The sequence below is a fragment of the Lentibacillus sp. genome (genome assembly GCF_035301925.1).
GTDB lineage: Bacteria > Bacillota > Bacilli > Bacillales > Amphibacillaceae > Lentibacillus.
Window position 1 is genome coordinate 1 of sequence record NZ_DATGTI010000109.1, and the last position, 18137, is coordinate 18137.

Consider the following 18137-nt stretch of genomic DNA (forward strand, 5'->3'; position numbering starts at 1 on the left):
AGCAGCACTCCTCGCAACTCGCAGTTTACTCGGTGGATGTTCAGCTCGTCGCTTTCCGCGGGCGGCTGGTGAGCCTCCTCGTGCTCGTCGCGTTGCAAGCTATCTCTGTGAGGTATACGCTCCTCGCAGAAAAGATTGCTGTCGCACTGCGGGGTCTCACCTATGCCTCTCATCCTGCAGGAGTCTCCGTATATTTCCTCCGCTAAGGCAACTTATTGTTCACCTTTAGCGTTGGTCATTTTTGTTATGTCCCAGTCTCTCCCCCCAATTGTTAACCTATTCTTACCACAATTGAAATGGCGGTGATCCTGGTGGTGCATAGCCAATAAAGTCAACCAGCGGAATCACATATCCCATTGCCACGACAACCAGCATGAGAAGAATTGTCCGGCTCCAGCGCTCTGTCCAGAACGGTGTTTTACTTGCATTATCTTCTTCTTCACCGATCGGGAATTCCTCTTCACCTTTAGGTGCACGGAACATCAGATGGAATGCTGCATACACTTGCATGATGACCGCAATAATCAAGATGGTTCCCCCGATTCCAAGGAAGATTAAATATGGGTCCCAGCCAAGTGCTGTTGCATTATCACCATATGTCGAATACGATGTTCTTCTCGGTGAGCCCATCAATCCGACCAGATGCATTGAAATCGACATAAGCGACATACCAATTGTCCAGAGAATCGTTGTTGCAACACCAAATTTATTCATAGCCGGTGTTAACACGCGTTTTGAAATATAAGGAATCAACCAGTAACTGATGCCAAAGAAGGTTAAAGCAACCGTCATTCCCAGCGTTAGATGGAAATGTCCGACGACCCATAATGAATTGTGTACGACCTGATTCAACTGATTTGTTGTTTGGACAATACCACCTGCACCAGCTGGTATGAATGCAATCATGGCAATCATGGGTGCCAGGAAGCGGACATCTCCCCATGGCAATTTTTTAAAGAAACCGAATAAGCCTTTTGCGCCTTTTGCTCTGCCTGTACGCTCAAATACTGAGAACATCGCATATGCTGTCATCAGTGACGGGAATCCGATTGCCAGACTCATAAACACGTGTAAATATTTAACCGATTCGGTAATCCCCGGGTCAACGATCTGATGGTGGAATCCACCGGGGATGTTCAGGATAACCAACAAAATAACGACAACACGTGTTAATGTATCACTGAAACGACGGCCGCCAATAACTTTTGGTATAATAACATACCATGCTGAAAGCGCCGTGATATACCAAATGTTGACTAATGTGTGCCCGAATGCCCAGAACAATGTACGGCTCAGCATCACATTAATTGTTTCCACCCAGCCGAATGCCCATGGGATAATCATGAACACCTCAATGGCGACTGGAACACTGCCGAAGAATAAGAGAACAAAGACACCTGTTGCAAAGAATGATAAAATTGGCAAATGCTGTCCTTTGTTGCGCTTTCGCCAGTTTGCCACTTGAATAAATGCCCCAAATGCTGCCATCCAAACACCTAAGACAATTAACACCAATCCGATGTAAAACCATGGTGATGCCTGTAGTGGCGGATAAAAGGTATACATAACACTTGCTTCGCCCATCACAATGGGAACAGCCGCGAATACAAAGCCGATAAGCTTCATGCCAAAGCCGATCCATACCATCTTTCTGACTTTCGGAAGTAATCCCCCTAATGTGTGGGAGAGACTTGCATAAAAATAACCAATTGTAAAGAATGATGTAAATACAAGAACTAATAATAGACCGTGTGATGTCAAAACCTGATAATAATTGTACCATGATGGCAGTTCAAGAAGTCCCGCCCGGTTCAAGCCCTGAAGCAGGCCAAAGGTTCCGCCGAATAATAAGGCAAGAAACGTAACGGTGAAATAAGCTTTCGATATCCGTGCATCTTCTTCGTTTATTCCCATCGCTTTATTCGCTTTATACTTAATCGTTTCTGCTAATGCCACTGTCCTTCCCTCCTTTATTTAACTGTAATGGTCGTGGACATCATTTGGTGACCTGCACCACAATACTCATTACATAAAATTAAATAGTCGCCGGTCTCATTAAATGTTTGCGTTATTTTTTGCACATATCCCGGCATGACCATAGCGTTTACGTTCGTCCCGGCAATTTGAAATCCGTGTGTCACATCTTTTGAGGTCATCGTGAATGTCACCTCGGAACCTGCCGGAATTTCGATATCACTTGGTGTGAACATGAACGCTTCAAGTGTCATGACCACTTCATATTCATTTTCACCTACTTCATATACACCAGGTTCGTTAAATGGCTCGCTTTCATCCACTTTTTGCGGATCCAGGGTTTCCGTGTTACTTGGCGGTCCCATCCCCAATGCGAACGTCTGATAACCTGTAAGCAGCATAAAACCAATAATCATGACACTGCTGATTGTCAGCCATATTTTTTCGTGTCGATGCATCGTCTTCTACCCCCTTTATTAAATATCCACCCGAAACATATATAACCAGTAGATGGCTATATACAGTGCGAATATAAATCCTCCGACAAATATCAGCGATGAAGTGAGTGCGCCTTTGTTGGAATGGCCCTGCTCCTGCTTCTGTTCTTCGATGTTTCCAGCCTTTTCTTCAGGGTTCATGTTATCCATTTTCATGAAGTTCAACCTCCCTTTGAATTTCTTACTTATATCCTATTCGAGAACGATTCTCATCGAAGTGAATTAAATCACAAGAGAATGTGATTTAGATTACACTTTTAAAAGGTTTTCACCTTTTTGCCGATAAAAAAAGCCAAACCCTTGATATATCAAGGGTTTGGCTATTGTGAAATGACGCTGTATTCTGTAACAAATTTGTCAATTAATACGTCACATTTTTAATTCCAGCTGTTTGGAAAAGAAGTAAAGATATGCTGTTTTAACCGGTTCTTTCCATATACGCTGCAAAGCTTCTTTGTAAAGTTTCATTTGAACTTCGTAACGTTCCAGGAGGTTGTCCTTTACGCGATCAGTTACGTCGTCTGTAATTGTATCCGTCTTATAATCCAGAATAATCCAGCCATCATCCGTTGGGATAACACAATCGATTACCCCCTGAATCAGTACGTGTTCGTCTGTTTCACCTGTCCAGTTTGCATACACCTTGTTGGCGGGCAACGTCAGGCTGAATGGTACCTCACGATCGACGATTGGGGCGTTCATGACCAATTCACCAATGGCAGTTCTGAAAAACGCTTCAATAGCATGGATGTCAATAACATCTGCTTCCTGTCTGGTCAATATCTCCCGCTCAACCAATGATTCCACAAATTCAGCAATCTCATCAGATCCCATCGGTTCTTTTAATGGTATATGCTGCATAACCGTATGCATGGCGGTTCCGCGCTCGCTGGCCGTAATCGTCTGTTGTTTTTGCATAAACACTGGGCGCTTCACGATTGGCGACTGGAACTTCTGGACAAGCTGATCACTGCTGTACTCGTCCTTCACTTCACGCTGCCGTTTGATTTCCGTAACGGTTTGCTTTGCCCGGGCATGTGCTGCCTGTTGATACGGATAAACATACGACAGCCGGTTGTCAACCGCCTGTTGATACACATTGTCATCAATGTCGACCGGTTCCCAGTTGACGATGCTTTCTTTCAGTGCACCGGCTTGTTCAGCTTCCTCCTCATCCAGATTAGCAAAAGAACTCCCATGCTCAATGGTCACTTTCCATTCCGAGGGATCAATGCGAATGGCCTCAAGCACTTGATCGGGCACTTCCATCGTACGTAATACATCATTCGTCCTGTGGCGGATTAATGCCGGGCCGATCCAATCCAGGTATGTTTTCGACTTGATGCGGAAATGTGCCGGCAATATCCAGTCGGCATGATCAATTATCTGCTCCCACTTTTCCTGTTTTTTAGCAAAGGATGCGACACTGCCAACCATCAGCAGCTTTTCTTTCGCTCGTGTCAGTGCCACATATAATACACGCATTTCTTCAGCCAACATCTCCCGCAGTTTTTCCTGTTTTAAAGCATGATAATACAGTGTGGGATACGTGATCCGTTTGACCGGGTCGATATATTTGCTGGCAAATCCGAGATCTTTATGCAGTAAATAGCGCTGATTCAAATCCTGCATATTAAACTGCTTATCCATTGCTCCAAGAATGACAACCGGAAATTCCAGTCCTTTACTCTTATGGATGGTCATAATCCGGACGACGTCTTCCTGTTCACTGAGCGCCCGTGCAGCCCCTAAATCATCGCCGCGTTCTTCCATCCGTTCAATGAAGCGCAAAAACCGGAACAAACCACGAAAAGACGTTGTTTCGTAGCCCCGTGCCCGGTCATAAAGTGCCCTCAAGTTAGCCTGTCGCTGCCGTCCTCCCGGCATGCCGCCGACAAAGTCATAGTAGCCGGTTTCCCTGTATATCTGCCAGATCAGCTCTGATAAAGCGCCCTGGCGAGATGCAATACGGTAACGCTCCAGCTTTTCCAGGAAATTGGACACTTTAATGGCTGTGTCACCTGTATTCTGCTGATGAAAAGCTTTGAGCGCATCATAATAGACGCCACGTTTGTCAGCTAACCGAACCTGTCCGAGTTCTTCCTCATCCAGCCCGACAATCGGTGATTTCAGAACGGAGGCAAGCGGAATATCCTGTCGTGGATTATCGATTACTTTCAAGAAATTCAGCATGATTTTCACTTCGATCGCTTCAAAATAACCGGTTGACAGCTCAGCATAAACGGGGATGCCCTGTTTTTTCAATTCATCAACCATCGTGGGCGCCCATGTCATCGACCGGAGCAAAATAACCATATCACGGTACTGGACATCTCGCTCTGAGTCAGTCGTTTTATCATAAACTTGCAGTGGCGCCTTTTCCTTCTGTCCGATCCAGCCTTTGATTTTTTCGGCATAGGCACGCGCCTCAAGCTGTGCCTTTTCCAGATCCTGATAGTCTTCCTCTTCCGGTGTCATAGCCTCTTTTTCTTCCGGTGCTTCACGGTCAATGATAACAAGCTCAGGCTCCGGCTCCGCGTGCGGCAGCGAATCGTACATGCTATTGGCATAAATCAATTCCGCATCCGGATCATAATCGATCTCGCCCAGCTGCTCATCGAGAATTTGCCTGAAGATGTAATTGGTGCCAGCAAGAACTTGTTCCCGGCTCCGGAAATTGCTTGCCAGATCAATCCGTGTTGCTGAAAGTGTATCACTGGCGAATCGTTTATATTTATTGATGAAAAGCGATGGTTCAGCATGACGAAACCGGTAAATGCTCTGCTTGACATCACCGACCATAAACATGTTGCCGGGACCGTGCTGATCACTTATCAGTGACAAAATTGTTTCCTGGACAAGATTCGTGTCCTGGTATTCATCAACCAGCAATTCCGTAAATTGTTCCCTCAGGCTGACAGCGACATTCGATGGTTTTAAATCCTTGGGCGTGGATGTTTCGTCGATGAGCAGCTCCAGGCAATAATGTTCGAGATCAGAAAAATCAACAATTGCCCGCTCGCGTTTTTGTTCGGTAAATCGCGCTTTAAACTGTTTAACCAGTTCAGTCAGCTGTCTGATAATGGGGGCCAGCTCCTGCATATCGGCAACATGCCCCTCCAGATTGCGGCTGAACCATCCTTCTTTCATATCATTCCAGCGTTTTTTATAGCTTTCCCGCAGTTTTTTCGCTTTATCTTTTTTGGCTTCATCACAATCGATTTTTTTCCCGGATAATCGGGCAAATGAACTGGATGCCATCACCGCCTGCAGATCGTCCCATGAATCAAGGTGTGCCTTTGCCTCCTGTAATTGGGCAAGATCGGATTCAATCGCATCTGCATAATGATATGGTCCATCACTTTCCCGGGTCAGATCCATTGCCAGCTGCATCTCCTGATTAATCGCATCAAACTCGTTTCTGACCTCTTTTTTAATAATGGAAAGCCAGTCCAAATCATCTTCCTGCCAATTATCGGGAATATCATAAACATCCGCAAGCTGATCAAGCCAATTGTCCGGCCAGGGATTTTTGATGGCAAACGTGTACAGATCAAGGACGAGGCTCTCTACATCCGTATCACTGCGGTCACTGGAAAAACGGTCAACCACTGCAAAGAAGTTTTCCTGTTCTTCCCCTTCTTTACCATACCAGTCTTCAAATAAATCATCGATCACTTCCTGTTTGATTAAATCCGCTTCCATATCATCGGCAATCCGAAAAGCAGGATCAATATCAAGTAAATAAGCGTATTGCTTCACGATATCGAGACAAAAGGAATGCAATGTGGATATCGATGCACGCTGCAGCAGTGATAATTGTTTTTTCAGATGATTGGAGGATGGATCATCTGCCAGTGCCTGCTCCAGCGCCAGTCCGATCCTATTGCGCATTTCCTGTGCTGCCGCATTTGTAAATGTTACGACAAGCAATGAATCAATATCTACCGGGTTTTCTTCCCGGAGCAGTTTTTGAATGATCCGCTCCACGAGGACTGCGGTTTTTCCCGAGCCGGCTGCAGCGGAAACAAGTACGTCACGCCCATCCGTATAAATGGCTTCTTCCTGTTCTCGTGTCCAGCTGACCATTACGATTCCTCCTTTCTACGGAGTTTTTCCAGGACTTCATCATCCTTCATATCTGTCAGTTTGCGGTAATTGTTTTCCTCAAGCGATGGGTCAAATTGGCAGACAGACAGAAATGGACAATACGTGCATGGAATTCTTTGTTTGTGCTGATACGGATTAAGGTGCACACCACCTGATGTCATATCAATACCTGCCTGCATCATCAAATGGTGGATGTGATTTTGCAGGCTCTGGAATGTTTCATTGTCTGCAATTTTGGAGCCGCTGTAAAATCCACCGTTCTTTTTAACACCGGCTGGGATAATCTGGCTCCGGCCCGATTCGAGCGATGTATCCATCAATTTAACGATTTGTTCATCCGACAGCAGCAGCCCCTGCATTTTATACTTTTTGAATAATTCTTTTTCGATTTCCTCATCAGACATGTTCATGTTGCCTGACACCATTGGATTGTGCACGTGGAAATAAAGCACGCCGGCCGGTGTTGCTTTTACGCCAAGCCATTGTTCAGACTGGGAGAGCACGACATCCAGATAAGTCAGCATCTGAAGTGCCAGTCCATAATAAACGTCGATCAGGTTCAATCCTTTTTCACTGGATTTGTAGTCAATTATCCGTAAAAATAACCCTTCCTCACTTTCGGCTTTATCGACACGGTCAATCCGTCCGCGCAGCATTAATTCAAACCCGTTCGAGAGCGGCAATGTCACTGGATTGAGTGTCTGGTTCTCACCAAAGCCAAGTTCAAGCCCCACCGGTGAAAATTCACTTTTCCGTGCCTGCTCGCTCAATATATAGGTTGCTCGGGTAATCACGTCCTGAAGTTTTTGCTGGATATATTTATAACGGTTTGAACTGTGTAAAATCTGATGCTGCAAAACAGGTGCAAGGTTTTCGACAGCTTGCCGTGCATATCCGGCACTTTCACGTTTGGTTAACTGCGAAAAGTCCCTTCCCTCAGCTTGAATCCATTCGGTAATTTTTTTCAGTGCTTCATGAAAAAGCTGACCAATATCCGGTGCATCAAGCTTGTAGGTTTTTCGTTCCTTGAGCTGCAGACTGTACTGGGCAAAATGCTGATAGGAACAGCGGTAATATGATTCAAGCCGTGATACACTGGCTTTCACTTGTTTTGGATACAACTGTTCAGTTGTCTGCTGTGATAGATTAACCGGCTTATTTTGATAATACAAGCTTTGCAGAATGGTATAAGTTGTACTGAATTTTGGCTGGTTTCTAATATACCAGTTCAGAACGTGCCACCACACCTCTTTTACCGGGTATCCTTTGCGGCTGCGGGCCAGTTGGGCTGTTAGCGCTGCTCGAGTTTTAATCGGCGTGGTAATGAAACGCTCTGCATCAGCCAGCTCATCAGGATCCTGCAATAACAGGTGATCACAGCAATCAGGGAACAAATCTTCCACCCGCTTAATCAGTTGTGATGGCATTTTCGATTTCCCTTCCTCATCACTGAGCGGATAGCTGACCCATAAATAGTCACTGGCCGAAGTAAACGCGAGATACATATAAAACCAGTCATCCAATAGCTTTCGTTTACTGCTTTCCGCCAGTTCTACGCCGTGTTCCGCCAGCATGTTTCGTTCCTGCTCATTGATCAGACCGTCTTCCGCCTGTTTCATCGGCCATGTACCATCATTGACGCCAAGCAAAAACGAACATTTCATCCCGCTGATCCGGGAACGGTCAATCGTACCAACAATGACGTGATCGATGCTTGGCGGCACGTGTGCGAATGTCAGTGACTCAAATCCCGCTTCGATGGCAGCGCGGAATGTTTCCATAGTCATGCGCTCATCCCCGGCCATTTCAACCATTTCATCCAGCAGCTGAATAACGGCATTCCATACTTGTTCCTGTTCACGCGCTTTTTCAATTTGTCCTTCTGCATCGAATGTTTCACGCATTTTTTCCAGCCGGCCGGGCACATCAAGCTTTTCCAATAAAAGATAAATGACTTCACATCGTTTTCGTACCGTCTCAGCCTCCCTGATAGCCTTATCAAATGCCTGCAGTGCCCGGACAACCTGCTTCCGATAAGCATTAATCCGCTGCTGCGTCTGTTTTTCGGCATCTGTCTGTGCCGACCGGTCGAAACCAAGAAACCGCTGGAAAACCCAATCGTCATGCGACAGCCATTGATCACGCGACCGGATGCCATATTCCAGCACATAATTTTCCAGCTCATCAATCGCGTCATCATTGAGTGGATACCGAGCATCAACAGACGGGATGAACCCGGTTTTCAGCAAACGGAAAACGGCATCATAGCGCCAATTCCCTTCAACGATATCCATGACAGAACGGATGAATTCAATCAGCGAATGATTCAACATACTCCGTTTTTCATCGATAAAAACAGGAATATCATGGTCATCAAAAATCGTTTCGATCAAATCATGATAGACATCGGTCTGACGAATAAATACCGCGATATCACGAAACCGGTAGTGCTCCTCTCTGACAAGACGGAGAATCTCCTGGGCAACCCCCTCAACTTCTGCACGCGGATGGACGGCCTCGGCGATCTGGATGGGCACTTCACCGTTATACACAGGTGCAGGTCTTACGTCAAAATGCTTTTCCAGATGGGCAAAATATGGCCGATTGTGCAGTCTCCCATCCTCCGGACTTAATATGATCGGCTCATCGATTGGAATGCCATTCTCCTGGGCTATGGTTTTCAGTGCTTGATAGGTTTCTTTTGTCTGGTAAAACAAATCCAACTCGGAAAGATGATCATGATCCGGGATGTCTGCAGTCAATGCAACCGTTACGGAATTGCATTTTTTCATCAATTCTTCCACAACGAGCAATTCTTTCGGCGAAAACCGATGAAATCCGTCAAGATAGATGTCAGCATCATTAAGCAGTGTCGCATTTTGTATTTTATCGGCCAGCAACTGCAGCTGATCCTCACTATCAATATATTTGTCTTCCAAAGTACGAATTAAATTTTCATAGATATAAGCCAAATCATTCAGCTTACGCGTTAAAGCCGTCTCACCAGGTTCCTGATGAACAAACTGCTGCATCTGTTCTATTTGCATGTAGAGCATATCCGGGGTAATCCGGTAACGTTTGAACTCAGTGATGATGTTCTCAAGCTGTTCCAGAAATCCTTGCTTCTCCAAAGCTTTTTGAAATATATCCCATTCACTTTCTTTTTCCGCAATAATTTTACGGAGCATCATCTGGGTGCCGACCGAACTGATAAATTGCCTTGTGCCCCCGCCGGTTTCCTGCATGACACGCCATGCCAGCCGTGAAAAGCTGACAACCTGGGCACGGATACTTCCTTTAATCGTTTGATCCTGGAATAACGCGTATTCCTGCTGAAACGTCATTTGATCGGGCACGATATAAAAGATGGGTGACCCCTGTGGATTATCGGCTAATGTTTGTCGAATATCACTTAAAATCCGTTCACTTTTGCCGGTTCCGGCTCTTCCTAATAAAAATCGGATTCCCATGCATTCAGCCCCCTGTCAGAAACACTTGGCTTTCACCAAGTCTTTTGTTTTATAAGGTCTGCTGTCATTTGTTTTTAACGTTAAAAATAATAAAACCTATTTCTCATTTTAACAGAGAAACAGGTTTTAGACACTTTCTATACGTTCAACCAAAACTTAGCTGCATTTCTGAAACGGGCCAGTATTTGACATCGACTTTACCGACCAGTGTACCGGCATCAACGAACCCAATCTCGCGGCTGTCAAGACTTTCCCTTCGATTGTCTCCCATGACAAACAGTTTTCCTTCAGGCACGATTTCTGATCCGGTAACACCTTCCAGTGTAAAATCCTCCGTGTGCGGTTTGCCGTCACGGACTTCCTTAAACGGATCCAAAAATGGTTCTTCCACATATTCTCCATTAACATACAGTTTATCATTCTTGTAGACAATGTCATCACCGGGCAGTCCGATGACACGTTTAACATAATCTTCCCGTTCATCTGCATGAAACACAATTATATCAAAGCGGTCCACATCCGTCAGATTATAAACAACTTTATTGACCATTAACAGGTTGCCATCATACAGAGTCGGTTCCATCGACTCGCCATTTACAATATAACTTGCAAACAGGCTGGTTCGGAAAATAATCGCCAGGACCAATGCTAATAATATGACTGGGATTATTTTGCGACAATATCTTTTTTTCATTGTTATTTCCTCCAGGGTTTACGACTCGTTTCATGGTCGCTTCCTCGTCTAGCTCCAGCGCCAAAGCTGTAGCGCGACTTCCCTCACCTCCGTACGATAAGTCAACATCGACTCCCTATGGTCGTCGTGTTTCCTTTATCTCCTGCGGTTCAGTCCAGTCGTACGTCGCAAACCGGGCGCTTACGCTTTTGCTTTTACCAGTCTACCCTGTTTATTCACTTTTTAACCTGTTCGCGCTCAGAAATTTCCTTTATGACAGATTTCCGCTGCAGGCGCCGTTCGATATATTTTCCGAACAGCCAGAATAGGACAATACAGATTCCGACAACAATTGTTCTGACTGGTTTCTGTGCAAATTCAACGATGCTTGAACCGACAAAAGCAATCGAAAAAATCATGACCGTCTTGCCCATGAGTACCGCCAGGATAAACTGGCGGATATGAATGTTTGACAGAGCCGATACGACGTTGATCACCGACGACGGGGAGAATGGAAAGCACATTAATAGAAAGAGCGGACCAAAACCATGCCGCTCCACCCAGCCGGTCACCCGGATCACTTGTTTATTTCGGCGTATTGCCCTGATGAACCGCTTGTCCCCAAGTTTCCGGATAAGCAAAAATACCAATATCGCGCCAGCACAAGCCCCTGCCCACGATAATATGAAACCTTCCCACAAACCATAAGCCGCTGCATTGGCAAGCACGAATACAACCAATGGCAAAAATGGCAAAAATGCTTCTATAAATGGCAAAAGAATTCCCGGCAATGGTCCCAGACTTTCGTATTCATTTAATAGATGCCGGATAAATTCGTCCAGTTTATCCTGCTCAAGCCAAATTTTCCAATCCGTTATGCTGACGTTTAGCAAATGCATGTAAATCATTGTCCCCTTACATATCCCGCATGTAAAGGTCAGTAACCCGCCAAATGACAGCGGCTGACTGACCGTAAATGCCCGAATCGGTTCAACTAACATTCAGTGGCTTAAGAGCGCTCCACTGAATGAAGTTCTCAAGTGTCTTCTTCGTCTATTCAGTATAACTATTTTTATTTTAAATTATCCATCCGTATATGCATAGTGGACATTGCCGATTAATCTTTCATTTTACACTTTTTCATAGAAACAAATAGCCTCTTTCCTTCCATCTTATCTTAAATTAAATTTTTTGGTGTATTTTTTGTACAGTTTATCATATAATATATGCAGAACTTACGTTCGATTAACGGAGGAGATAACATGCGCTATCTGAATGACGAAGAACTGCAGCTTGCTTCTCGTTTCCTGTTTCTTTCAATGGCAATGGTGGTCATCCAGCAAGATATTCAGAACATCCGGCACGGTACTTTTAAAATAAAGGAACCTTATATAGACCTTTTGGAAAAAATGAATACCGAGGCTGCAAATGAACGGAGAAAGCTGCGAAAGACGATGCAGGATAAAAAAATCCGGGTTGTGACACTGAACAAAAATGATTCCTTTTCATCCTATCTATTCCTTTGCAGGGGACGAGAAGAAAAGCGTAATTACTTTAACCCGGCAATCCGTAAAAAAGTGGAAACAATCATCCAAGAACTTATGCAAAAGGCTCTGCTACCTTATCAGCAGTATGATTCTGCAAATACTTAATACGGTTGTCCAATAAATAGCGGTACTGCGCAGTACGCTGCACCTGATTCAGCATCGAGCCAAATGAAATATCAAGAAGAATGGATTTGTGGTTCTTGAAAATGACCTCTGTCTGCCTGCCCGGTCCCTGCACGACCTGATTAATATGTGAATGGGCAATCCATGAACATTTCGGATTGGTGGGGGAAGTTGTAGGGAAAAAATACATGCCGCTGCCCGGATCAACGGAAATGGGGGCTTTATGTGTAATACCGCAAATACCTTTCGTTCCGTCCTGCCTGCCTCGAAGACTGCTTCCAAAAAACTTGCATGCATTGTCAATAATTTTACTTGGGGAATGGTGGACAGAATATTCTTCCTGTTCTTCCAATATGCGTGTACTGGTACTTCCATTTTCATTCTGCTGTGCGAGAATTGCCATTGTAAGAGGAGTCACTTCATATGATGGAGAATAAAAGTTATCTAACATTATGGTTCATCCTTTCATGTGACATGAAAAGAAAGAGGCATATCTATAATTTACCAATTTAATATAAAAAAGACAATAGAAAATTTGATTTTTCTTAATAATTAACCGAAAATGAAGATAAAGGCAATGAATGAATCATTATTCATTTTATTATAAAACTGTAACAAAAATTCAATTGAAAGCATTTCCCATCATAACAACAAGGGGCTGGGACAAAAGTGTTTTTGAAGAAAAGCCCGAACTAACCAGAAATTATGGTTGGTGCATATAACCTGCTCCGGAAATATACTTGATGCTCGTCGCTTTCCGCGGGCGGCTGGTGAACCTCCCCTCGTGCTCGTCGTCTTGCAAGTGTTTTCGCTGATGCAGCACGCCTCGCAGATTGCAGTTTACTCAGGTAAGTCCTGCTTTGTGCTGGCGCACTACGGGTCTCACCCAGGCCTTTCTTCCCTCAGAAGTCTTCGTATATTTCCTCTGCTCAAGCAGCGTATTGTTCGTCTTTAGAATTGCCCGTTTTAATTATGTCCCAGCCTCTATATCTGTATTAATACAGCAATTTAATAAATTCATCTTTTGGAATTTTACCAAGGTAATGTGGTACGTCAACGTCTGCCAATGCTTCTTCAATTGCTTTTCGTTCGTGGTGCACTCCTGTCAGTGCATGCTCCAGATCACTGATTTCGCCCAATCCGAAAAAGTCTCCGTAAATTTTGCAGTTTTCAATCGTGCCGTTTTTGACATCAAGACGCACGTCGACGAGACCTGCATCAAACTTGTGTGAGGCCTGCACGTTGAATTTAGGTGATTTACCATAATTCCATTCCCATTTTTGATAACGTTCCTCAGAAATCTTGTGAATCTCTTTCCAATCAGCTTCCGTCAGCTCATAGCGTGGAACATCTTTGACATCTTCCACATCGAAAACATGTTTCAGGATCATTTCTTTGAACTCGTCCATCGAAATTTTTTCATCCAGATATTCGGAAATATTGGCAACACGGCTGCGAATCGACTTAATACCTTTCGATTCAATCTTTTCCTTGTTGACGTTCAACGCTGAAACGACGTTTTCAATTTCCGAATCGAGCATTAATGTTCCATGACTGAACATCCGGCCTTTTGTTGAGAACATGGCATTACCGGAAATTTTTCGGCCTTCAACAGCCAAGTCATTTCGGCCTTTCATTTCTGCCGGTACACCTAGTTTGTTCAATGCTTCAACAATAGGCTGGGTGAATTTTTCAAAATCCTGGAAGCTCTCCCCGTCGTCCTTAGTGATAAAACTGAAGTTGAGATTTTGTTCATCATGATAGACCGCACCACCGCCGGACAGGCGACGGACCACTTTGATTCCGTTTTCGTCCACGTATTCGGTATTGATTTCTTCTACTGCGTTCTGATTCCGGCCGATAATGATCGAGGGTTTATTGATATAAAATAATAAATATGTATCTTTTTCCCCGAAATTCTGCAGGATGTACTCCTCTATTGCCAGATTTATAGTCGGATCAGTAATACCCTGATTATCAATGAATTTCATAACACTGCCTCCCCATCAGAATGATTTTCACCACCTTTTAGTCTAAATGAAATGCTGTTAACAATCAAAAATTACGACTTTTTTCCCAAGTCAGACCTTCTTCTGCCAGCTGAATGCTTCCGGAAAAATACTGCCTTGCTTCCTTTACCAGGTCATTATTGTCATGATATTGCGGAAGGTGGCTAAGAATCAGTTCTTTAACGTTTGCTCTGTCAGCAATCATGGCCCCCTCTTTACTTGTCATATGCCCTGCAGCCGAACCATCCTGATCTTCATAAAAATTGCAGTCTGTTATCAGAAGATCTGTGTCTTTGGCAAAATCGTACCATTCTTCCTTAAAAGCGGTATCAGCGGTATAAACGATGGTCGTCTCGCCGTCGGTAATCCGCATGCCATAGCACGGAACAGGATGACTGGTCTTCAAAAAGGTGATGGCAAACGGACCGACTTCCAGTGTCGCATCCGGATCATAGGCAATCCCTTCTGTTTTCTTATGTGTTAATAACTTAAATCCATTCTGATCTTCAGTATGACCATAGATTGGCAGAATGTCGTTGTTTTCATGGATGTATGACTGTACCAGCCATGCATACTGCAGAACACCAATATCTGCTACATGATCGTTATGGTAATGGGACAGAATCACCGCATCCAAATCCATGACATGCTTTTTGTTTTGCAGTTTAGATAAGGAGCCGCTTCCGGCATCAATTAATAATGTGAAATCATCTTTTTCCAGCATATACGCTGAAGTAGCACCACCCGGGGCAGGATACCCGCCCCAAAATCCAATGATCGTTAATTTCATAAATGTCACCTCTAATATTTAAATTTTGTTGTAACACAGTATTGACATTTTGCATACTGTTATAATACAATACACTTACCAACTCAAAGGGGGATGTTAACATGATGGACGTTATCGAGTTTTTCAGAAACCTGCCACGAAAAAAATGCCATAATTGCGGTCACGAGATGTATGAAAAAGCCGACTGTTACGGCAATCTCTGTGACGAATGTGATCATCCTGCTAGATAAAGCGAAACTTCATTCAGCAGAGCGCCTTTCTCTGCTGAATGACAGTGAGACTTATCGGGCATTTATGGACAGTTAGCTGCCGTTCTTTGGCGATTTACTGTCCATTACATGCGGGGAAAAGCGAAACTTCATTCAGCAGAGCGCTTTTCTCTGCTGAATGACAGTGAGACTTATCGGGTATTTATGGACAGTTAGCCGCCGTTCTTTGGCGATTTACTGTCCATTACATGCGGGGAAAAAATAAATGCTTCATCAGTTTGCAGTCAGTACTTATTTTCATTTTAACATCTTTGCCGAGAAGTCCCCTTCAAAATCTGTGATTTAGTAGGGGATGAATCGGTGCCTTATTGTTATAAAAAAACTGAAAAATCCAGTGGACAATGGAACGTATGTTTGCTATGATGAGCGTATAGTGAAAAAACAACTGTAGGGCAAGGTCCTGTCCGATCAGTATAAAACAAAGCCCTTGGAGACGATGTAAGACTCAGTTCATAGAACAAAGCGATCGTCTGTGAACAGGGAAGCTCCATCAAAATCTTTGATTTAGGTGGAGAGGTTCACTGTACAATCCACTTCCTTTCCATTGATACAGCTGTGCATACAGCTGTATTTTTTTCCGGGTTTTAACAAAATATTCGCTTGTAGCGAGTTCTTATCCTAATTATTTTAAAAAAGTATCCGAAAATGATGTTATTTCAGTAAGGTTTATTTTATAATTAATTAGAGAAACGAAATAATTTGGAAAGGAGTATTGTCATGACCACAAACACAAAACGCCTGACGCGGTCTGAAGTATCCAGAGAACAGACATGGGACTTAACGGATTTATTTGCTTCCCACGAAGAATGGGAGGAAGAATTGAGCGCCATCCAGGCAAACGTCAGTGATGTCACCCAATATAAAGGAAGATTGACATCAAGTGCCGAAAATCTGCTAAACGGGCTGAAAGCAAAGGAGAATTTTGAACAGCGGCTGATTCGTGTGGTGACATATGCTAACCTGAAATCGAGCGCTGATGGTTCAGATCCACAAAACCAGGCTGATTCCGCCAAAGTATCATCCGTACTGGCTGCTATCGGTGCCAAATTATCATTCGTTGATAATGAATTGCTGCAATTATCGGACGATGTAATTGAACACTTCATAAGCGAGGAACCGGAATTGAAAACGTACCGGAAAATGCTTGATGATGTATTGGAAAAAAAGCCGTTTACAATGGCACCTGAAATCGAGGAAACGCTCGCAGCACTTGATGAAGTACATAGCGCGCCATTCATGATCTATGAGCGGAGCAAATCATCTGACATGCAGTTTGAACCGATTGGAGATAGCACTGGCAATAAGCTGCCAATGTCAGCCGCGCTTTATGAGGACAGCTATGAATTGTCGCCTGATACAACTATCCGTCGAAAAGCATATGACGCATTCATCAAAACCTTAGATCAATACAAAAACACCTATGCGGCAACATATGCAACCGAAGTGACAAAACAGGTTACGATGTCACGCCTGCGTTCCTATGATTCGGTTACTGATATGTTGCTCCACCCGCAGCAGGTATCCAAGGATATGTATCATAATCAGCTCGATGTCATTCAAAAAGAACTGGCACCGCATATGCGCCGGTTTGCAAAACTGAAAAAGGAAAAACTCGGACTTGATGAGATGCGCTACGCCGATCTGAAAGCACCACTCGATCCGACGTTCAACCCGGCAACAACGTACGAGGAAGCAACCGATATGATTCTTGAGGCACTTCAAGTGATGGGAGCGGCGTATAGTGGCATCATTCAGCAGGGCATTCGCGACCGCTGGGTTGACCGGGCCGACAATGTTGGAAAACAGACCGGAGCATTTTGTGCTTCTCCATATAATGTTCATCCATACATTTTAATGACATGGACGGACACGATGCGGGGAGCGTTTGTTCTGGCGCATGAACTTGGACATGCCGGGCACTTTTATCTTGCCGGTAAAAATCAGTCACTTGTAAACACAAGTCCATCCACTTACTTTGTTGAGGCACCATCAACCTTAAACGAATTACTGCTTGCCGACCATATGATGGCCAAAACCGATGATAAACGGATGAAACGCTGGGTCATCAGCTCGCTTCTCGGAACCTACTATCATAACTTTGTGACACACTTGCTTGAAGGCGAATTTCAGCGCCGTATCTATGCATTGGCTGAAGAAGGAACACCACTGACAGCAACGGTTTTGTCCGAGCAGAAAAAAGAGGCAATTGAAAACTTCTGGGGAGACGCCGTGTCGATCGATGAAGGTGCCGGCCTGACCTGGATGCGACAGCCACACTACTATATGGGCCTATATCCATATACGTATTCAGCCGGTCTGACGATTTCGACGGCTATGGCGCGAATGATTCGCGAAGAAGGGCAGCCAGCTGTCGACCGCTGGTTATCCGTGTTAGAGGCCGGCGGAACGATGAAACCACTGGATCTGGCGCGGAAAGCCGGTGTGGACATGTCAAAGCCCGATGCTATCAAAGAAGCCGTTGCCTATGTCGGCAGTCTGGTTGATGAATTGGAAAAGAGCTACGCATAAATGAGAGAGACTGGGACATAACAAAAATGACCAACACTAAAGGTGAACAATAAGTTGCCTTAGCGGAGGAAATATACGGAGACTCCTGCGGGATGAGAGGCATAGGTGAGACCCCGCAGTGCGGCAGCAATCTTTTCTGCGAGGAG

General features: G+C 44.4%; 14 protein-coding genes. 4 read left to right on the forward strand and 10 right to left on the reverse strand.

The annotated features are described in order from the left end of the window. Positions 1 to 206 (forward strand): hypothetical protein (locus tag VK080_RS09475; RefSeq protein ID WP_324224526.1); only part of this gene is annotated, 206 nt, incomplete at its 5' end. A 76-nt stretch (positions 207 to 282) separates the two neighbouring features. Here the strand turns inward: VK080_RS09475 and VK080_RS09480 are convergent. From VK080_RS09480 to VK080_RS09510, 7 genes are all read right to left on the reverse strand, one after another. Further along, positions 283 to 1914, reverse strand: a complete 1632-nt coding sequence (locus VK080_RS09480) for a cbb3-type cytochrome c oxidase subunit I (RefSeq protein WP_324224539.1) — start codon at positions 1912 to 1914, stop codon at positions 283 to 285. 56 nt (positions 1915 to 1970) lie between these two features. Then, complete coding sequence (locus VK080_RS09485; RefSeq protein WP_324224527.1) at positions 1971 to 2432, reverse strand: cytochrome c oxidase subunit II; 462 nt, start codon at positions 2430 to 2432, stop codon at positions 1971 to 1973. An 18-nt stretch (positions 2433 to 2450) separates the two neighbouring features. Beyond that, positions 2451 to 2627, reverse strand: a complete 177-nt coding sequence (locus VK080_RS09490; protein ID WP_324224528.1) for a hypothetical protein — start codon at positions 2625 to 2627, stop codon at positions 2451 to 2453. Between the two features lie 213 nt (positions 2628 to 2840). Then, complete coding sequence (gene addA, locus VK080_RS09495) at positions 2841 to 6560, reverse strand: helicase-exonuclease AddAB subunit AddA (RefSeq protein WP_324224529.1); 3720 nt, start codon at positions 6558 to 6560, stop codon at positions 2841 to 2843. Further along, positions 6560 to 10051 (reverse strand): helicase-exonuclease AddAB subunit AddB, encoded by a 3492-nt coding sequence (addB, locus tag VK080_RS09500; RefSeq protein ID WP_324224530.1) that lies wholly within the window; start codon positions 10049 to 10051, stop codon positions 6560 to 6562. Before addB ends, addA begins: the two co-directional genes overlap by 1 nt. A gap of 145 nt (positions 10052 to 10196) precedes the next feature. After that, a complete protein-coding gene (gene lepB, locus VK080_RS09505; RefSeq protein WP_324224531.1) occupies positions 10197 to 10745 on the reverse strand; it encodes a signal peptidase I in 549 nt (182 codons plus the stop codon). Positions 10746 to 10960: 215 nt separating this feature from the next. After that, positions 10961 to 11623, reverse strand: coding sequence for a TVP38/TMEM64 family protein (locus VK080_RS09510; RefSeq protein ID WP_324224532.1), 663 nt, complete (start codon positions 11621 to 11623; stop codon positions 10961 to 10963). A 363-nt stretch (positions 11624 to 11986) separates the two neighbouring features. On the opposite strand from VK080_RS09510, the gene VK080_RS09515 reads away from it, so the two are divergent. Next, on the forward strand, positions 11987 to 12376 hold the full coding sequence (locus tag VK080_RS09515) for a hypothetical protein (protein WP_324224533.1): 390 nt from the start codon (positions 11987 to 11989) through the stop codon (positions 12374 to 12376). Here VK080_RS09515 and VK080_RS09520 read toward each other — a convergent pair. From VK080_RS09520 to VK080_RS09530, 3 genes are all read right to left on the reverse strand, one after another. Then, positions 12324 to 12845, reverse strand: a complete 522-nt coding sequence (locus VK080_RS09520) for a competence protein ComK (RefSeq protein WP_324224534.1) — start codon at positions 12843 to 12845, stop codon at positions 12324 to 12326. The two genes, VK080_RS09515 and VK080_RS09520, sit on opposite strands and share 53 nt — an antisense overlap. A gap of 544 nt (positions 12846 to 13389) precedes the next feature. Next, a complete protein-coding gene (locus VK080_RS09525) occupies positions 13390 to 14385 on the reverse strand; it encodes a lipoate--protein ligase (RefSeq protein WP_324224535.1) in 996 nt (331 codons plus the stop codon). Between the two features lie 64 nt (positions 14386 to 14449). Continuing rightward, positions 14450 to 15193 carry an MBL fold metallo-hydrolase gene (locus VK080_RS09530; protein WP_324224536.1) on the reverse strand — a complete coding sequence of 248 codons (744 nt, stop codon included), beginning with the start codon at positions 15191 to 15193 and terminating at the stop codon, positions 14450 to 14452. A gap of 104 nt (positions 15194 to 15297) precedes the next feature. Between VK080_RS09530 and yhfH the strand changes: the two genes are divergently transcribed. After that, positions 15298 to 15423: a protein YhfH gene (gene yhfH / locus VK080_RS09535; RefSeq protein ID WP_414672236.1), complete on the forward strand. Its 126-nt coding sequence runs from the start codon at positions 15298 to 15300 to the stop codon at positions 15421 to 15423. 756 nt (positions 15424 to 16179) lie between these two features. After that, a complete protein-coding gene (gene pepF, locus VK080_RS09540) occupies positions 16180 to 17991 on the forward strand; it encodes an oligoendopeptidase F (protein ID WP_324224538.1) in 1812 nt (603 codons plus the stop codon). The last annotated feature ends 146 nt before the right edge of the window (positions 17992 to 18137 follow it).

Bases quoted from the DNA above. Each gene is read 5' to 3' on its own strand.
- lepB (WP_324224531.1), bottom strand. From the start codon at position 10,745: ATGAAAAAAAGATATTGTCGCAAAATAATCCCAGTCATATTATTAGCA.
- pepF (WP_324224538.1), top strand. From the start codon at position 16,180: ATGACCACAAACACAAAACGCCTGACGCGGTCTGAAGTATCCAGAGAA.
- VK080_RS09490 (WP_324224528.1), bottom strand. From the start codon at position 2,627: ATGAAAATGGATAACATGAACCCTGAAGAAAAGGCTGGAAACATCGAA.
- addA (WP_324224529.1), bottom strand. From the start codon at position 6,560: ATGGTCAGCTGGACACGAGAACAGGAAGAAGCCATTTATACGGATGGG.
- VK080_RS09530 (WP_324224536.1), bottom strand. From the start codon at position 15,193: ATGAAATTAACGATCATTGGATTTTGGGGCGGGTATCCTGCCCCGGGT.
- VK080_RS09510 (WP_324224532.1), bottom strand. From the start codon at position 11,623: ATGCATTTGCTAAACGTCAGCATAACGGATTGGAAAATTTGGCTTGAG.
- VK080_RS09525 (WP_324224535.1), bottom strand. From the start codon at position 14,385: ATGAAATTCATTGATAATCAGGGTATTACTGATCCGACTATAAATCTG.
- VK080_RS09520 (WP_324224534.1), bottom strand. From the start codon at position 12,845: ATGTTAGATAACTTTTATTCTCCATCATATGAAGTGACTCCTCTTACA.
- VK080_RS09480 (WP_324224539.1), bottom strand. From the start codon at position 1,914: ATGGGAATAAACGAAGAAGATGCACGGATATCGAAAGCTTATTTCACC.
- yhfH (WP_414672236.1), top strand. From the start codon at position 15,298: ATGGACGTTATCGAGTTTTTCAGAAACCTGCCACGAAAAAAATGCCAT.
- VK080_RS09515 (WP_324224533.1), top strand. From the start codon at position 11,987: ATGCGCTATCTGAATGACGAAGAACTGCAGCTTGCTTCTCGTTTCCTG.
- addB (WP_324224530.1), bottom strand. From the start codon at position 10,051: ATGGGAATCCGATTTTTATTAGGAAGAGCCGGAACCGGCAAAAGTGAA.
- VK080_RS09485 (WP_324224527.1), bottom strand. From the start codon at position 2,432: ATGCATCGACACGAAAAAATATGGCTGACAATCAGCAGTGTCATGATT.